This is a genomic window from Sulfurospirillum halorespirans DSM 13726 (assembly GCF_001723605.1).
Lineage (GTDB): Bacteria > Campylobacterota > Campylobacteria > Campylobacterales > Sulfurospirillaceae > Sulfurospirillum > Sulfurospirillum halorespirans.
In genome coordinates this window covers 2373817-2389906 of sequence record NZ_CP017111.1, presented here as the reverse complement: position 1 = coordinate 2389906, position 16090 = coordinate 2373817, and the positions used below count along the sequence as shown (strand labels likewise).

The following is a 16090-nucleotide window of genomic DNA, read 5'->3' as shown; positions in this document are numbered from 1 at the left end:
AAAATGAAATTACAACAAAAAATTATCCTCTCAATTATGTGCGGCATGATCTTTGGCTTTACTACATTTCTTACTATCAATCATTTTATGATGCAACAAACAACAAAGCAAGAAATTCATTCAATGCTGGAAGAAAAAGCACTATCGCTTACACAAACCGTTAGCGAATGGTTGTACAATAAGCAAGACATTGTCATTGCCTTAGGTAAAAGTATCCATAAACTTCAAGAAAAAACACCAGAGCGTATTCGTGAACATTTAATACAGACAGCACAGGCGGCTAATGTAAATGTAAGCATTGCCTATCTTGAAGGAAAACCTTTAATTCATATATCACCATCAGCACCCTACATGAGTGCAGAAGATGCTGAAAAAGAACTCGTTTATAAAACAGCCAAATCTAATAACTTCCAACCCGCTTTTTCTATTCCTCATGATAATCCTATGAGACCAGGAATGCCAATTATAACGATTTCTGCTCCCATTGAAGAAAAGAGTATAGGTTTTATTGTTTTGCCCTTAGAAAACATTAAAAAGAAAGTTTTGGAGACGCAATTTAATGGAGGTTTCGCATCAATTACAGGCATTGATCATAAAAGTATTTTTCATCCTATTGCAGAATATCAAGGAAAGCGTTTAAGTGACTTGAATCCCGAATTAAAATGGGTTGAAGATGCAATATTTTCTAAAAAATCTGGTATTTTAGAATTTTCAATTAATGGATCTGAAAAAATTTTAGTCTTCAATACAGTCGAGGAGACTGGATGGAAAATACTGATTAATTTTGACAAGAAAATAGCTTTTTCAAGTCTTTATGAGCAAACGAATAAGCTTTTATTGATTAGTTTAGTATTTCTTATTTTAGGATTCTTTGGAATTTACATGTTGCTTTCATTACAATTTAAACCTCTTCATTTACTTCAAGAGATGATCAAAAATTTAGCTTCAGGCGAAGGCGATTTAACGCAAAGATTAGCTATTAAAAGTCATGATGAATTGGGAGAGATTGCAAAATCAATCAACGTATTCATTGAAAAAATTCAGGAATTAATTATTCGAGCAAAAGAAACTAGTAGGGAAAACCTTACTATTACAAAAAAACTCAAAGCAATTTTTTTAATACTTGAAGAACGTTCTACTGAAGAGAATATGATTGTTTCAAATACTGTCGAAAATGGCAAGATAGTTTTAAATGAAGTAAAATCATCAATTGACGAGACGCAAAGGAACAGCGAGCAGCTTGGTATTGTAAATACAAATTTTCAAAAAATACAAATACAGATGGATCAACTTAATAAAAAATTACAAAACAGCTCAGAAAAAGAACTTGAAATGGCTTCTAAATTACAACATAGTCGAGAAAGTACCGATGAAGTAAAAAATATTTTAAATGTAATTTCTGACATAGCAGATCAAACAAATTTACTAGCTCTTAATGCTGCTATTGAAGCAGCAAGAGCAGGTGAACATGGAAGAGGCTTTGCCGTTGTTGCTGATGAAGTTCGTAAATTAGCAGAAAGGACTCAAGAAAGTTTATCTGAAATCAATACAACAATTAGCGTTATTGTTCAATCCACAACTGATGCTTCTGAACAAATAGATATTAATTCCAAAGAAATCTTTTCCCTTTCGAAAATATTCTCAACTATTGAAAGTGTCTTTAAAGAAAATGCTGATATTTTACAAAACAGTATTCAGAGTAATCAGTTCAATCTAAAAAATGCTTTAAATGTCAATATGTCTATTCAAAAAATTATCGAAACAATACAAGAGATAGAAGCTATTATAAAAACCAATACTACAAGTATTCAAGAAGTTGAAAAAGCTAGTGAAGATCTTTCAATAATGGCAGCTAAGTTAGATAACGAATTAGAGCAATTTAAAATCCATTAATTATGTATCAAAGGAAATGAAATGGTGAATCTTTTACTTCTTGAACCTGATCAAGATTTTGCAAATAGAATTATAGAAGGCTTAAATTCAACACGTACTAAATTTAATGTTCTACATATTCATAATATGCAAGAAGTATATTCGCATAAATCTCATTTTAATACGATTGCTCTTTTCATTCTTAATTTAGCCAATCCTCTTGATGTACGCATTGAGCTTTTTATTAGAGAAAATGGAGGCTATAATGCACCCATCTTACTTTTATTGGAAAAGGCTTTAGTAAGTTTTGAGCTTTTTAGAACACTTCATTACATAGATCGATACCACGATATCACTATCAAAGATAGCTTAATAGAGCCTGTTGTTCATCGAATTTTTAAATTATGCAATATTTGGAATGATGATATATTTTTTATATCTAAAAGTATTTATTTTGATTTCAAAAATTCTCTTTTTGTTTTTAATGAATCGTTAATCAAATTAGGTAAAAAAGAAACTTTGTTGTTAAAACTTTTGTGTATTAAATCACCTCACTATGTTACGCATAATGAAATAGCTCATTTTGTGTATCAAGATGAACTGACAAATAATGAAAAAATTCGAGCATTAATAAAAATCATTAGAAAAAAACTTCCTATAAATCTTATTGAATCGGTTAAATTTCATGGATATAAAATTCGAGGAGATCTTACAATATTAACTTCTCTGAATGAATATAATACAAAGTGTCTAACTAAATTGAGGTTTGATGACTAAAGTTTATGTATTTATACCATGAGTATCTTAAGAGACTTCACGTGTAAGGATTAATGAATGAACTGACATATAAAACCATGAGTGTTTGAGTGATTCTAAATGCATTTTAATGTATGGGTTATCGCTTGGTTTGATGTATCGAAATAACGGTATGCCCAACAAATTGCCCACGTGTTCAAAATCTTCTAGCGTGTTAATGCTTTCAAAAAAAGCATGGGTTGCTTCTAACTTCTCATCAAAATTTTCCAATCTTTTCGTTGCAAATGCACTGTTTAATTTTCCATCACTGCAGACCGAATATCCAGACTCTTGATTGATAGAAGGACAAGCAGTATCGACAAGGAGATGCTCAAAATAGGGACTAACAGGGTAAAGTTTACATGCAGGTGGTCTTTGTAAGTAGATGCTGCATTGTTGATTGACATAATATTTGCAATAATTTTTGCCATCATTGAGAAGCACATAGGCGACTAATTTTTGCTCTTTCATACTAAACAAAATAGGAAAATTTTGATACACCGCTTCAAAATCTTCTAAAATTAGAGGTGATGCAGCAAAGCCTTTAGCCCCATTACAACAATCACCCTCACAGGTAGAACAGCCGTGAAAATGAAAATTATGACTCTTGATATTGACAAAACTGCCTATGTTTTCCATACATTCGCTTTATTTTAAAGATGTGCAGTGTAAAATCGAACTTTTTTAAGAACATTGTACTCTATGCAAAGCCAAATAAAGCATTTTCAATTCCATATTATTTGAAAGGGTTTTACATGTAAAGCTTTTTCGCTTTACATGTAAAAGATAAGATCAACCAAAACGTCCTGTGATGTAATCTTCGGTTTTCTTCTCTTTTGGGTTAACGAAGAGTGTTTTAGCATCGCTGTATTCGATGAGATTTCCTAAATGGAAAAATGCGGTGTAGTCTGCGATACGAGCAGCTTGCTGCATATTGTGTGTGACGATAACGATGGTGTAGTTTTTCTTCAAGTCCAACATCAAGTTCTCAATTTTCTCGGTTGAAATTGGATCAAGCGCACTTGTTGGCTCATCCATCAAAATAACATCAGGCTCAACCGCAATAGCACGCGCGATACACAAACGTTGTTGCTGTCCGCCTGAGAGTGCCGTGCCTGGGTCTTTGAGTTTATCTTTAACCTCTTCCCAAAGATTGGCACCTTTGAGTGCTCGCTCGACCAACTCGTCACACTCTTTACCTTTTTTCACGATGTCGTGCATCAAAGGAGCATACGCGATGTTTTCATAGATGCTTTTTGGGAAAGGATTAGGTTGTTGAAACACCATACCAACGCGTTTTCGAACTGCAACGACGTCGATGTCTTTATCGTATACATCGTGTCCATCAATGCCAACGAAACCCTCTACTCTACAGTTTGGAACGAGATCGTTCATGCGGTTGATGCAACGTAAAAAAGTAGACTTTCCGCAACCACTCGGTCCTATGAGTGCTGTGATTTTTTTCGTATAAACATCCATATTGATGCTATTGAGAGCCTGTTTATCGCCGTAAAAAAGATCAAGGTTTTTGACCTCTATTTTGATACTCTCTGCAATCTCAGGAGTCTCATCACGATCGTTAAAGGTTGTGTGAATAAAACCATTTTCCATTGTCATTACCACTTTCTTTCAAATTTTTTTCTAAGGTACACGGCGCCGGCATTCATGGAAAGAAGTACCGCTAAAAGAACGATAATACCTGCAGCAGTACGCTCCAAGTAGGCTTTTTCAGGCATACCTGCCCATGTAAAGATTTGTGCAGGAAGCACAGTTGCAGCGTCGGTAAAATTCGTCGCCGCATCAGGCACAAACGCGATCATACCGACAATAATCAAAGGCGCTGTCTCACCCAAAGCATGTGCAATGGAGATGATGGAACCTGTCATAATGCCTGGCATTGCCAAAGGTAAAACATGATCACGCACGATCTGCCACTTGGTCAGTCCCAGACCAAAACCCGCTTGGCGTATGCTTGCAGGAACCGATTTGAGGGATGCTTTAGAGCTTACAATGATAACAGGCAGACACATAAGTGACAAGGTCATACCGCCTACCAACGGTGAACTCCTAGGAACCCCAAAGAAGTTGATAAAAATTGCCAAGCCTAAAAGACCAAACAAAATGGAAGGAATCGCGGCAAGGTTGTTGATATTCACCTCAATGATCTGCGTCCAACGATTATCAGGAGCAAACTCTTCGAGATAAATGGCTGTCATAACACCGATCGGAAATGCGATCAGCATCGTAACGATAATGGTCATCACCGTTCCAATGATGGAAGAGTAGATGCCCGAATTTTCAGGAATTTTAGAATCGCCGGTGGTGAGAAAAATGGTGTTAAACTTCAGTTCAACCAGCCCTTTTTCTTTGAGTTCATCCACATAGGCACGTTCATTTGGCTTGGTTCGTGACTCTTTGCCTTTGACATATTGGTCAACCTCAGAGTTGGCGAGTACCCAGTGTTCTTGTGTCGTATTCATCCATGTTGGATTTTGTTTGACTTGATTGGGAATGTCTCTTAGCCATGCGCGACTGATAATTTTAAGGTTTTTACCTTTAACCGCAACATAAGGATTTTCCAAAACCTCTTCATTGATGGTGACTTCCATTTTGACATAGGTTTGAAAAAAAGCGGGATAGCCGGATCTTCCTAAATCCACCAAAAAGAAGATCAAAAAAGAGACAGAGAAGACAATCGCCATAATCGTAGCCCCTTTAAAAAGAGCTGCTTTTTGGTTACGTCTTTTGATCTGTGGTATGTAAAAATAGTTGTCGTTTTGCTCTTTCATATCTGCCCTTTAAAGCGTTGAAACTTTGTATTTTCTATGGAACTTACGAATGGTACTGACCGAGATAATGTTAATCACCAACGTCACCACAAAAAGCACCAAACCCAGCGCAAAGGCTGAGAGGGTGAGTGGGTTGTTAAACTCTTGATCACCCGTAAGCGATTCAACGATTTTAACCGTGACGGTGGTCATATCTTCCAGTGGATTCCACGTTAAGTTTGGTCTTAAACCTGCTGCCATAACAACGATCATGGTCTCTCCAAGGGCTCGTGAGACACCAAGGAGGATCGAAGCGATGATACCTGGCATCGCAGAAGGGAGAACCACAAAACGAATCGTCTCTGCTTTGTTCATACCAAGTGCATACGCACCATTGCGCATATTTTGAGGTACAGAGCTGATAACATCATCGGAGAGGGAAGAGATAAACGGGATAATCATAATCCCCATGATAATACCTGAAGAGAGTGCGTTTTGGTACTGTGCTTCGATGCCAAAGACCGCAAAAAATTTAACCACAAGCGGAGCGACCGTAAGGGCAGCAAAGAATCCATACACAACGGTTGGGATACCCGCTAAAATCTCTAAAAAAGGCTTCACTTGAGATCTAACACTTGAACTGGCATACTCAGACATAAAAATCGCAGACAGCAGTCCCATCGGAATGGCAACCACCATCGCAATAGCGGTGATGTAAAAAGTTCCTGCAAAAATAGGCACGGCGCCAAATTTAGCTTCCGCCGCGTTCGCATCTGCTCTACCAGCACCTTCTAAAAAGGCGGTATCAGGCGACCACTCTAAGCCAAAGATGAAGTGAAAGAAACTTTGCATTTGGAAGAAATGAAGCGCTTCAAAGATGATAGAAAGCAAGATACCAAAGGTTGTTAGCACCGAAACCAATGAAGCGGTGAAGAGCATTCCCTTAATCAAATCTTCTACCAAGTCACGCGCTTTGGTCGTACCTTGGATATTTTTAATCAAGAGTCCAAGGGTGAGTGCTCCCACACCAAGGGCTGCTGCTAAAAGCATCGTTGGGGGAATGGCGTGAACGCCAAAAAGATATAAAAATACTCCACAAACCCCAATCGTAATGATCGGAAGTCCTGTATAAAGAGCTCCAAACCAACCGTATTGGTCAGGTTGAGAATGCATTTTAATACCTTGTGAACGAATCGTGATGGCTTTTTGTCGGCCTAAAACATAGCCTAGAAACATTAGTGGAACAAGTCCACCAAAAAAGATAAGATAGAGTGTTTGCGTACTCACCAGAGTCCTTTAAAAAGAGGTGCGAGAGGCTCTAAACGCCTCTCATCGGTCTTACATGTAAACTTATGGAAGAATGGTATTTTTCTTAACCATCTCTTCAGTGAGTTTAGTCTTAGCTAAAACAGCTGCTTGTACTTTTTTAAGATCTCCCTCGGTCATTGGAACCAAACCGATTGTTTTAAGTACACCTTTTGTACCGATCATTTTTGCATCAACATACAATTTCAAGAATTCATCCATCCCTTTAACTTGAGAACGGTGTGAGTTTTTAGCGTAGATATAAAGGCTTCTTGAGATTGGGTATTTTGCAGATGAAATCGTATCAAATGCTGGTTCAACGCTATCCACAGATGCGCCATTGATTTTATCGCCATTCTCTTCAAGGAAGCTGTAACCAAAGATACCAAATGCAGCAGTGTCTTTGGTGAGTTTTTGAACGATTAGGTTGTCATTTTCACCTGCTGGAACAAACACACCGTCTTGACGTACCGCTTTGTATTTGCCTTTTTTGTCGCCATACGCTTCAAATTTTGCTGAACTGTGCTCCATAACCATCTCATCAAAAGAGTCACGTGTACCTGATGTGGTTGGAGGACCGTAAACGGTGATTTTTCTATTTGGAAGAGCCGCATCGATCTCATTCCATGTTTTGTATGGGTTTTTAATGAGTGACTTGCCATCTTTACTTGGAACTTCTTCAGCAAGTGCTAAGAACATTTGCTCACGTGTAAAGTTGATTTTGCCATTCGTTTTAGATTGAGCAAACGCAATACCGTCAAATCCTACCATCATACCGGTAATATCTGTGACGCCATTTTCTAAACATGCTTTGTATTCAGCCGATTTCATAGGACGTGAAGCATTGGTAAAATCAGGTGTATCAAGACCATCGCCTGAACAAAAAATCTTCATACCACCACCGGTTCCTGTTGATTCAACGACAGGTGTCGCATTGCCTGTTGTTGCTTTAAACTCTTCAGCGACATAGCTGGTAAAAGGATACACGGTTGATGATCCAACAATTTTAATCTGATCTCTTGCACTTGCCGTTGTACTCAAAGCAGCAACACTTAAAAGTGCAATTGCACATGTTTTGATAGTCATTGGTATACTCCATTTCTAAAATTTGGTAATGTCATTGTAAGGGAATTTGATTACAACTTGGTTACGAATTGTTTCTAAATAGAGGATTAAAATGCTTCGTTATTATCATTTTTTTGGGAATAGCCCGTTATAATTCTAAACTAACTTGCTAGAAGGAATTTTTATGCTTCAATCTATCCGTGCTAAACTCTTGTTTCTCTTTGTTGTTATTGTTATAGGGACGTCAGGACTAGGCTATTTACTTGTTTCAAATACGACCAAAGCTCAAATGGCCGTCGAAAAAGTGCAATATGCAGGTGCCATTGCTACGTACACGAATGAACTGCTCGTCCAAGCAAGAGGGCACCAAATCACTTTCAATCCTAAAATGACAGAGGCGTACTATAAAGCCTATGATAATCTTCTCAAAGCCGCGCAAGAACTTGAACCAACACTGTTAAATAAGGAAAATAGTGCGCTCCTTGAGCAGATTAAAAAAGTAGCTGCCGAGGTGAAACTCTCCAGTGATGAGCGCTTTGTTTTAGTCGATAAATACAAAGAAGCGATTAATTCACCTGAGTTTCTAAACACTCCCGAGGGCAAGCGATTTACAGTGGTCACCAATGAAGGGCGTACGAGCTTTATTACCCTCTTAGATTCTTCTAAAAAGCTGACAAAATCCATCGAAGCGTATGAAGATCAGGTCTTAGATCAAGCCAATATAGTTGGTGTTATTATGGCGTTGTTGGTCTTAGTTGTGTCAAGTTTTATCTTTTGGTACACCTCAGGTCAGATCAAAAACTCCATACAAACTGCGTCCAAAGAGTGCGACTACATCGGCAATAGCCAAGATTTAAGCCATAGCATTGACACGAAAGGTCAGGATGAAATTGCCTCAATGATGGCGACGGTTAACGCCCTGCTTACGAAACTGTGCAGTGCCATTGACGGGGCAAAACGTACGGCGTTAGAAAATGCTGCAGTTGCCGAAGAGCTCTCATCCACCTCACTTCAAATCGGAAAACGAACCGAAGAGGCCGCTAAAGAGGTCGATCATGCACTGGATTCTACGAAAAAAGTGGCGAGTATCTTGCATACGAGTGAAGAGAGTTCAAACCGTTCTGAGTCGGTCATTCAAAATGTGTCCGATGAGCTCAGCAACGCTTCTCAAGAGGTTCTTAGTGTCTCCAACGATCTGCAAACCATTGTGGTCAACCAAACCGATCTTTCAAGTCGCATTGAGCATCTTGATCAAGAAGTGACCCAAGTCCAGCAAGTTCTCTCCGTCATTGCAGACATTGCAGAACAGACCAATTTGCTAGCCCTCAATGCCGCCATTGAAGCAGCACGCGCAGGCGAACACGGTCGTGGATTTGCCGTCGTTGCCGATGAAGTACGAAAATTGGCAGAACGCACCCAAAAAAGTTTGGTAGAGAGCAATGCAACCGTCGCTGTCATCACCCAATCGGTTGCTACCTCATCCGAGCTCATGAAAAGCAATGCGCAAGAGATTCAAGCACTGGGGCAACGAGCCGAAGAGACGCAAAAAATAATGCTCAAAACCGTCTCCACGATGAATGAAGCCAAAACATTGGCACAAAACAGCGCCAAAGATGCCAAAGAGGGAAGCGCTCAAGCTTCTGAAATGTTAGGTCGCATTGATGCGATTCATCACATTTCTGCGACCAATGCCAGAAGTGTCGAAGAGATCGCGAGTGCGGCAGAGCATCTTTCAAAACTCTCCAATACCCTAAGCCTTGCGCTTGCAGCCTTTAAAACAGTCTAAGGAAACGTGATGTCAAACACTACGATGCCTTGCCTCTTTTTGGGGCATGGTTCACCGATGAATCTTGTGTTAGAAAATAGTTTTACCGAAGCGCTTGAAGCGCTCTGTAAAGAGCTTCCAACGCCCAAAGCCATTCTGGTCATTTCAGCACACTGGTACACAAACCAAACAGCCGTGAGTATCAGCTCAGGCATTGCGTATGAGACGCTGTATGATTTTTACGGCTTTCCACCCACGCTGTATGAGATGAGCTACCCATCACCCAGCAACAATACGCTCTCAAAACGCATCGCCACACTTTTAGATGCCCCTTTAGTCGAGCGAGGATTAGACCATGGCGCGTGGATGCCACTGCATTTTCTCTTTCCCAAAGCGAGCATTCCGATCATTCAACTCAGCCTCAATAAAAACCTGCCCCTGTCTTTACATGTAAAGATCGGTGAGCAACTCCAAGTGCTCAGAGATGAAGGCATTATGATCATCGGAAGCGGTAACATCACGCACAATCTTGGCATGGTCGATTTTTACAACATCAATGCCCCCGCCGTGCAATGGGCTCAAAATGTGGATGATTTTGTCCATCAAGCCTTTACATGTAACGATGTCGAAAGCTTAGTGCGCATTGAAGAGCGATGCCCTGATTTTAAAACAGCGCACCCAAGCATCGACCACTATCTGCCACTTTTATACATCGCAGGAACGAGGAAAAAAGAGGATGAACTGAAAATTCTGACCCCTTTCTTCCAAAATGCCAGCCTCTCGATGCGAGGTTTTATGCTCTCCTAATCTATGTCATTTTTTGCCACCCTTATCACAAACCTGCGTAATAAGGGTGATTTACCTTACATGTAAAAGTCTCTATTTCTCATATCTCACGCAAAATCTCACATGAAAAAACTACAATTAAAGCTATAATATAAAAATTAAAAGTTATTTATAAGGGACATTTTATGTTACAGACAATTCGCGCTAAACTCATGTTTTTATTGGTTATTATTTTGATCGGCACTGTGGGGCTCAGTTACCTGCTGATTTCCCATGCAGGGGACGCCGAAATAGCCGTTAAAAAAGTGCAACACATCGGGAAACTCCCTCGCTACACCTCAGAGCTCTTGATGTATTCTAGAGGGTATCAAATCTCGTATGCACAACACTTTATCGAAAGCTATGTCCAATCGCAAAAGAAGCTTGATGAGCATATTAACGAACTTCGACCCCTGCTGAGTGCGGAAAAAGATATCGCTCTTTTAAATCTAATCCAAAAAGGAGCGGATGATTTTAGAGTCAGTGCCATGCCTCGTTTTGAGATGCTTAAGCAGTATAAAAACGAAACCAATTCGGCCGAATTTCTTGCCACACCTGAGGGAGCGAAATTTATGGAGCTGACCAATAAAGGACGCGACGCGTTTATCTCCATCTCTAAAAATTCCGATGCCCTCTCTCAAGATATTGAACAAGAAGAGCACGAACTCCTCGACGGTGCCAAAAAAATTGGGATGCTCATGGCACTGCTTGTTTCAGGCGTCACAGCGTTTCTTTTCTGGGTCATTGCGACTAAAATTAAAAACTCACTTTCCAACGCTGCCAAAGAGTGTGACTATATCGGAAAAAATAAAGACCTTAGCCACCCTATTGCAATCACAGGCAATGACGAGATCGCAAACATCATGCGCACCGTCAACACGCTTTTCGAGCAGTTACGCATCGCCATCGATGATGCTAAACGTACTGCGATGGAAAATGCGGCCGTTGCCGAAGAGCTCTCTTCAACATCGCTCCAAATCGGAAAGCGCACCGAAGAGACCGATCAAGAGGTCGATCATGCAGTCAATACCACCAAAAAAGTTGCCAGCATTTTACACGACAGTGAAAAGAATGCGGAGCATGCAGGCACCGTGATGCAAGGTGTCGCCAATGAGCTCAATAACGCTTCCAATGAAGTCCTTGCCGTCTCATCCGATCTTCAAACTGTCGTTGTCAATCAAACCGATCTTTCTGCTCGTTTGGAACAGCTCGATCAAGAGGTATCCCAAGTGCAACAAGTGCTCTTAGTCATCTCTGACATTGCCGAACAGACCAACCTTTTAGCCCTCAATGCCGCTATTGAAGCTGCACGCGCAGGTGAGCACGGTCGTGGATTTGCCGTTGTCGCCGATGAAGTGCGTAAACTGGCTGAACGCACCCAAAAAAGTCTTGTGGAGAGTAACTCTACCGTAGCGGTCATCACCCAATCGGTCAATACAACATCCGATCTCATGAAGAAAAATGCCAAAGAGATTCAATCCCTCGGACATCGCGCCGAAAATACGCAACAATTGATGCTTAAAACAGTGAGCAGCATGAATGAAACCGCGACCGTTGCAGAAGGCGCTGCGCAAGAAGCCAAACATGGAAGTGTCGAAGCCAACGTTATGCTGGAGCGTGTCAACACCATCCACAAACTCACCTCAACCAACGCCAGAAGCGTCGAAGAGATCGCCAGTGCGGCAGAACACCTCGCCAAACTCTCCACCAATCTCAGCAACGCCCTCTCCGCATTTAAAACAGCGTAACCCTACAAGAGACCAAGCCCACTTCAGGGTTTGGTCTCTTTATAGAAAGCTATACTTTATCCTGATCATGCGCCATCAGCAACCACTCATACAGAGGAAGGATATGGATTGTTTTGTCATCAAAGAGCACATCATTTTTTTCATCTTTAGTAATGAGATAACCCTCATTTAGACCAAAATAGGTCATTGCTTCTAAAAGCCCATCGTATTCTCTCTTGCGCGTTTTTTCATCTTTGAGCTCATAACTCACATTTAGAAGTAGCTCTTTACCTTCGATCTTGGCATAAAAATCAACTTCATGATGCGCTTTAAAATAATAAACATCTTTACTCTGACGCCTAAGTTCTAAAAAAACGGCGTTTTCATACAGTTTGCTCTTATCGTGGCTGAACACATAATCGTAAATCTTTTTAAAACCGCTGTCCACGGCATAGATTTTCTTGGGATTGCGTTGCTCTTCTTTGATAGAATTTCGGTAAATTGGCACGGTAAAAAGCGCATAGGCATCTTCAAGGTACGACATATAATTAAAAATCGTATCTTTGGAGAGCTTGAACCCTTGCGATTTAAACTCATTGTAAAGTTTTGTAAAACTGAGCAAAGTAGCAATGTTCGTAAAGCAGTACTTCGTGAGGTGCTTGAGTAAACTTCCATTAGTGATGTTGTGCCTCTGAGCGATGTCTTTGTAAACAATCAGCTCAAGATAATCGCTCAAAATCTTTCGTGCGATGAAAGCATCTTCTCCAATTGTCTCGGCAAAACCACCATCTGCAAGATAGCTATCCAGTGCATTTTTGATAAAACTGAGCGATTTTGAAGCATTGAGATTGACTTCTATACCTTTACATGTAAGGTATTCACGAAAAGAAAAAGGAAAGATTTCAAAGCTTAGTGTTCTGCCCCGAAGGCTTGTAGCGATCTCACTGGAAAGGAGTTTTGCGCTAGATCCTGTTATAAAAATAGAGAGATTGAGCGTATCGTAAATGCGCCTGACATACAACTCCCAGCCATCAACCACTTGCACTTCATCTAAAAAGAGATAAATCTTTTCATCTCTTTTAGTGGGGTACATTTCAAAGTAGGCTTCAAGGATTAAATCCAGATGTTCCAGTTTGAGCGGAAAAAGCCTGTCATCTTCAAAGTTGAGATACAGTACATTTTCTCTAGGATGTGTGAGTCTTAGTGCGCGTATAGCGTCAAACAAAATGGAGCTTTTGCCACTGCGTCGCACTCCAATGAGCGAAATAATTTTTTTACTCTCTAAAGGAATGCTCTGCGTTCGTGGCAAAATGCCTGCAATCTCTTTATCCATAAAATCGGTGAGGATTTTTTTAAATATCTCTTTCATAATCATCCTTTTATATAAGTATAATTATATAGATTTTAGTTCTCTTTGTAAAGGATTGAATTACGCCCCTTTGATATAGCGCGTCTTTTTCGCTTCTTTGACTTTGGTGATATCCACTAAAATAAAGCTATCCACACAGTTGGCAAACTCTTTGTCGATGTTAAAATCTAAAAATGAGATGCCACCCTCTTCGCAGAGTTCGGTGTACTGTTTATACAGTGTTGGCACGCTAAGATCCATGTGAGAAAGTTGCTCTTTTAAAACGGCAAAATCCTCTTTATAATCATCGCCTTTGAAAAAAGAGAGTGCTTCTTCTTTCTCTAATTTACTCATAAAAAAAGAGTTTCGTGCGAGAACCAAGGATTGTGCTGAACCAAAATAGAGGGAATAGAAGGTGATGATGAGATTTTTGGCGATTTTGGGATAAACATCGCTCAGACTCACAGGACCGTACATGTAACGAATATGCGGATTTTTAAACAAGTACGCCCCAATGCCTTGCCAGAGATAATCAAGGGCACGTGTGCCCCAATAGCGTGGCTGAACAAAACTTCGTCCTAGCTCAATGGAGTTGTGTAAATAAGGCTCAAACTCGGGGGCAAATTCAAAAAGGCTGTGTGAATAAAACCCTTCCATTCCAAAATACTCACTGATATAATTGGCTTCGCCAATGCGGTACGCTCCCACGACTTCAAGCTCATCATCGTCCCACAGCACGATATGTTTGTAGTGCTTATCAAATGCGTCTACATCGCGTTTTCCACCCGTTCCCTCTTCCACTTTACGAAATGTAAACTCTCGCAAGCGTCCTATCTCTTTCATCAAAATGGAACCTGCTTCATACTCATACAGATAGATTTTCTTGCCATCACTCGTTTGACCTAAAAGGGTGGATTTTTTAAGCTCTGCGCGTATGGCTTTGCGCTCTTCAGGATGCGCAATCGCTCTTTGCGTTGCAAAAATTCCCTTTTTACCTTTACTGATCTTATAAAGATGTTTTTTCAAAAGCGTAATCAAGGTTGTGTCGCTAAAGCCTGAGCTTTGAAGCGTTTTATAGGTGATCATCTCGCCAATTTTAAAGTTAATCACTTTGGAGCGTTTTTTAAACATCTCACTGGCGAGTAAAAAGGTCGAGATTTTTTTGTTGATCATCGAAAGTGTGTAAAAAAGTGGCGAATTTTTGGCATCAATGAACACAGGTAAAAGAGGTGAATTGGTCTTTTGCGCAAACTTTAAAAAGCCTTTTTTCCATTTCGTATCTTTAATGCCTGTTGGCTGAGCCCGTGAGACTTCACCTGAGGGAAAGACAATAAGCGCTTCATCACGCTCAAGCGCATCGTAAACTTTTTTGATCGACTCTTTCGCCGTTGCACCTGTAAGATTATCGATGGGAATGAGCAGTCCACTGAGCGGTTCAATCTGCATCAACACGTCATTTGCCAGTACTTTCACATCACTTCGTATCTCTTTAATAAGCGAGATAAGTGCCAAAGCGTCCAGTGCGCCTAATGGGTGGTTTGCGATGATGATAATGCGCCCAGAGGAAGGGATATTGGTTTTATCTTTATTAGAGATGGTGTAGCCAAAGTTGAAATACTCCAGCACCGCTTCGACAAAATCAAACCCACGATACGCCTCTCCGTGCATTAAAAAATCGTTAATCTCATCTTGATGAAGTAGCTTTTTCAGGAGATAAACAACGAAATTTCTCACAATACTCGGATAATAGACAATGCTAGGGTACTTGAGGCTTAACGTTTTTTCTACATCTACCATGAATGCTCCTTTACGTTTATTATTTTGGACTGATTATATGGTGAGCTGATTACGATGTGGTAACGCTAGGAGGGTTTTTATGTTACCATATTGTAATGATTTCAAACTACAATGATGGCAAACTATTATAAGGAAAACGTATGCTTCAAAAATATGAAGAGAGACTTATTGAGATCAAGCGAATGTTGATTGATTTAGGTTCTGAAATCTCTATGGCAGGTGAAAAAGCTCTTTGCGGTATGGAAAGTTTAGATATATCTCGTTTTGACTCGGCAAAAACCCTTCTTAAAAATATTGAAAACAGAGCTAATGCTATTGATAATGAAATCGTTGTCGCACTCGCCCTTTTTGGACCGGAAGCAAAAGATTTACGTAAGATGGTTGCGTATCTTAAAATCACCAATGAACTGGTCAAGATTGCTGAAAATATTCGTGGGTTTAGTAAACGCATGGCGCAACATCTCCAAAGTGATTTACCATTTGCTTCGTTGCATGAATACTCAATACATTTATGTAAAACATCCATCAAAGCAGTGACATTAGCCATCAGCACGATCGAAATCGCTGACCCTGAAACACTGGAAGACATCTACCGAAGGGTTAAAGTTGAAGAGAGCAAAAGCGATGATCTTTACTCGATTTTGGAGAAAAACATCCTCAGTGACATCGCCAAAATGATCGACCAATCGGCTGATTTTATCCAAATTCTTAGCACCATGCGAAAGTTAGAACGTATGGCAGATCGCAGTGTAAATATTGTACAATTAATGATCTTCGCACGTGTGGGTGGAGAGATGAAGACGTATTAAGTTAACACGCATTT

13 protein-coding genes and 1 pseudogene are annotated in these 16090 nt (G+C 40.0%); 6 read left to right on the top strand and 8 right to left on the bottom strand.

Translation table 11 applies throughout. The annotated features are described in order from the left end of the window. The first annotated feature begins 3 nt into the window (after positions 1 to 3). On the top strand, positions 4 to 1893 hold the full coding sequence (locus SHALO_RS11895) for a methyl-accepting chemotaxis protein (protein ID WP_069478725.1): 1890 nt from the start codon (positions 4 to 6) through the stop codon (positions 1891 to 1893). 21 nt (positions 1894 to 1914) lie between these two features. Further along, complete coding sequence (locus SHALO_RS11890; RefSeq protein ID WP_069478724.1) at positions 1915 to 2649, top strand: winged helix-turn-helix domain-containing protein; 735 nt, start codon at positions 1915 to 1917, stop codon at positions 2647 to 2649. 27 nt (positions 2650 to 2676) lie between these two features. Here the strand turns inward: SHALO_RS11890 and SHALO_RS11885 are convergent, their stop codons facing one another. The 6 genes and pseudogenes from SHALO_RS11885 to SHALO_RS11865 form a co-directional block, all read right to left on the bottom strand. Further along, positions 2677 to 3306 (bottom strand): YkgJ family cysteine cluster protein, encoded by a 630-nt coding sequence (locus tag SHALO_RS11885; RefSeq protein WP_069478723.1) that lies wholly within the window; start codon positions 3304 to 3306, stop codon positions 2677 to 2679. Positions 3307 to 3459: 153 nt separating this feature from the next. Beyond that, a complete protein-coding gene (gene pstB / locus SHALO_RS11880; RefSeq protein WP_476691234.1) occupies positions 3460 to 4212 on the bottom strand; it encodes a phosphate ABC transporter ATP-binding protein PstB in 753 nt (250 codons plus the stop codon). A 71-nt stretch (positions 4213 to 4283) separates the two neighbouring features. Further along, positions 4284 to 5456, bottom strand: coding sequence for a phosphate ABC transporter permease PstA (gene pstA / locus SHALO_RS11875; RefSeq protein ID WP_069478722.1), 1173 nt, complete (start codon positions 5454 to 5456; stop codon positions 4284 to 4286). Positions 5457 to 5465: 9 nt separating this feature from the next. Continuing rightward, on the bottom strand, positions 5466 to 6374 hold the full coding sequence (pstC, locus tag SHALO_RS11870) for a phosphate ABC transporter permease subunit PstC (RefSeq protein ID WP_223809824.1): 909 nt from the start codon (positions 6372 to 6374) through the stop codon (positions 5466 to 5468). A 228-nt stretch (positions 6375 to 6602) separates the two neighbouring features. Continuing rightward, positions 6603 to 6671 (bottom strand): annotated as a pseudogene (locus SHALO_RS15770) (hypothetical protein); the annotation flags it as partial. Between the two features lie 114 nt (positions 6672 to 6785). Next, entirely contained in the window at positions 6786 to 7826 is a 1041-nt protein-coding gene (locus SHALO_RS11865; protein ID WP_069478721.1) for a PstS family phosphate ABC transporter substrate-binding protein, read from the bottom strand. Positions 7827 to 7989: 163 nt separating this feature from the next. On the opposite strand from SHALO_RS11865, the gene SHALO_RS11860 reads away from it, so the two are divergent. The 3 genes from SHALO_RS11860 (at position 7990) to SHALO_RS11850 (ending at position 12143) form a co-directional block, all read left to right on the top strand. Next, complete coding sequence (locus SHALO_RS11860; RefSeq protein WP_069478720.1) at positions 7990 to 9591, top strand: methyl-accepting chemotaxis protein; 1602 nt, start codon at positions 7990 to 7992, stop codon at positions 9589 to 9591. A 9-nt stretch (positions 9592 to 9600) separates the two neighbouring features. Then, entirely contained in the window at positions 9601 to 10377 is a 777-nt protein-coding gene (locus SHALO_RS11855) for a dioxygenase family protein (RefSeq protein ID WP_069478719.1), read from the top strand. A 164-nt stretch (positions 10378 to 10541) separates the two neighbouring features. Then, positions 10542 to 12143, top strand: coding sequence for a methyl-accepting chemotaxis protein (locus SHALO_RS11850; protein ID WP_069478718.1), 1602 nt, complete (start codon positions 10542 to 10544; stop codon positions 12141 to 12143). 49 nt (positions 12144 to 12192) lie between these two features. On the opposite strand, the gene SHALO_RS11845 is transcribed toward SHALO_RS11850, so the two are convergent. Continuing rightward, a complete protein-coding gene (locus SHALO_RS11845) occupies positions 12193 to 13491 on the bottom strand; it encodes an ATP-binding protein (RefSeq protein ID WP_069478717.1) in 1299 nt (432 codons plus the stop codon). Between the two features lie 60 nt (positions 13492 to 13551). Continuing rightward, positions 13552 to 15267, bottom strand: a complete 1716-nt coding sequence (olsF, locus tag SHALO_RS11840) for a bifunctional ornithine lipid synthase OlsF (RefSeq protein ID WP_069478716.1) — start codon at positions 15265 to 15267, stop codon at positions 13552 to 13554. 140 nt (positions 15268 to 15407) lie between these two features. Between olsF and SHALO_RS11835 the strand changes: the two genes are divergently transcribed. Then, positions 15408 to 16076 carry a phosphate signaling complex PhoU family protein gene (locus SHALO_RS11835; RefSeq protein WP_069478715.1) on the top strand — a complete coding sequence of 223 codons (669 nt, stop codon included), beginning with the start codon at positions 15408 to 15410 and terminating at the stop codon, positions 16074 to 16076. Positions 16077 to 16090 lie beyond the last annotated feature (14 nt).

What these genes read in the sequence shown, in the direction of transcription:
- SHALO_RS11895 (WP_069478725.1), top strand. Translation starts at nt 4, where the DNA reads ATGAAATTACAACAAAAAATTATCCTCTCAATTATGTGCGGCATGATC.
- SHALO_RS11890 (WP_069478724.1), top strand. Translation starts at nt 1,915, where the DNA reads ATGGTGAATCTTTTACTTCTTGAACCTGATCAAGATTTTGCAAATAGA.
- SHALO_RS11885 (WP_069478723.1), bottom strand. Translation starts at nt 3,306, where the DNA reads ATGGAAAACATAGGCAGTTTTGTCAATATCAAGAGTCATAATTTTCAT.
- pstA (WP_069478722.1), bottom strand. Translation starts at nt 5,456, where the DNA reads ATGAAAGAGCAAAACGACAACTATTTTTACATACCACAGATCAAAAGA.
- pstC (WP_223809824.1), bottom strand. Translation starts at nt 6,374, where the DNA reads ATGCTCTTCACCGCTTCATTGGTTTCGGTGCTAACAACCTTTGGTATC.
- SHALO_RS11865 (WP_069478721.1), bottom strand. Translation starts at nt 7,826, where the DNA reads ATGACTATCAAAACATGTGCAATTGCACTTTTAAGTGTTGCTGCTTTG.
- SHALO_RS11860 (WP_069478720.1), top strand. Translation starts at nt 7,990, where the DNA reads ATGCTTCAATCTATCCGTGCTAAACTCTTGTTTCTCTTTGTTGTTATT.
- SHALO_RS11855 (WP_069478719.1), top strand. Translation starts at nt 9,601, where the DNA reads ATGTCAAACACTACGATGCCTTGCCTCTTTTTGGGGCATGGTTCACCG.
- SHALO_RS11850 (WP_069478718.1), top strand. Translation starts at nt 10,542, where the DNA reads ATGTTACAGACAATTCGCGCTAAACTCATGTTTTTATTGGTTATTATT.
- SHALO_RS11845 (WP_069478717.1), bottom strand. Translation starts at nt 13,491, where the DNA reads ATGAAAGAGATATTTAAAAAAATCCTCACCGATTTTATGGATAAAGAG.
- olsF (WP_069478716.1), bottom strand. Translation starts at nt 15,267, where the DNA reads ATGGTAGATGTAGAAAAAACGTTAAGCCTCAAGTACCCTAGCATTGTC.
- SHALO_RS11835 (WP_069478715.1), top strand. Translation starts at nt 15,408, where the DNA reads ATGCTTCAAAAATATGAAGAGAGACTTATTGAGATCAAGCGAATGTTG.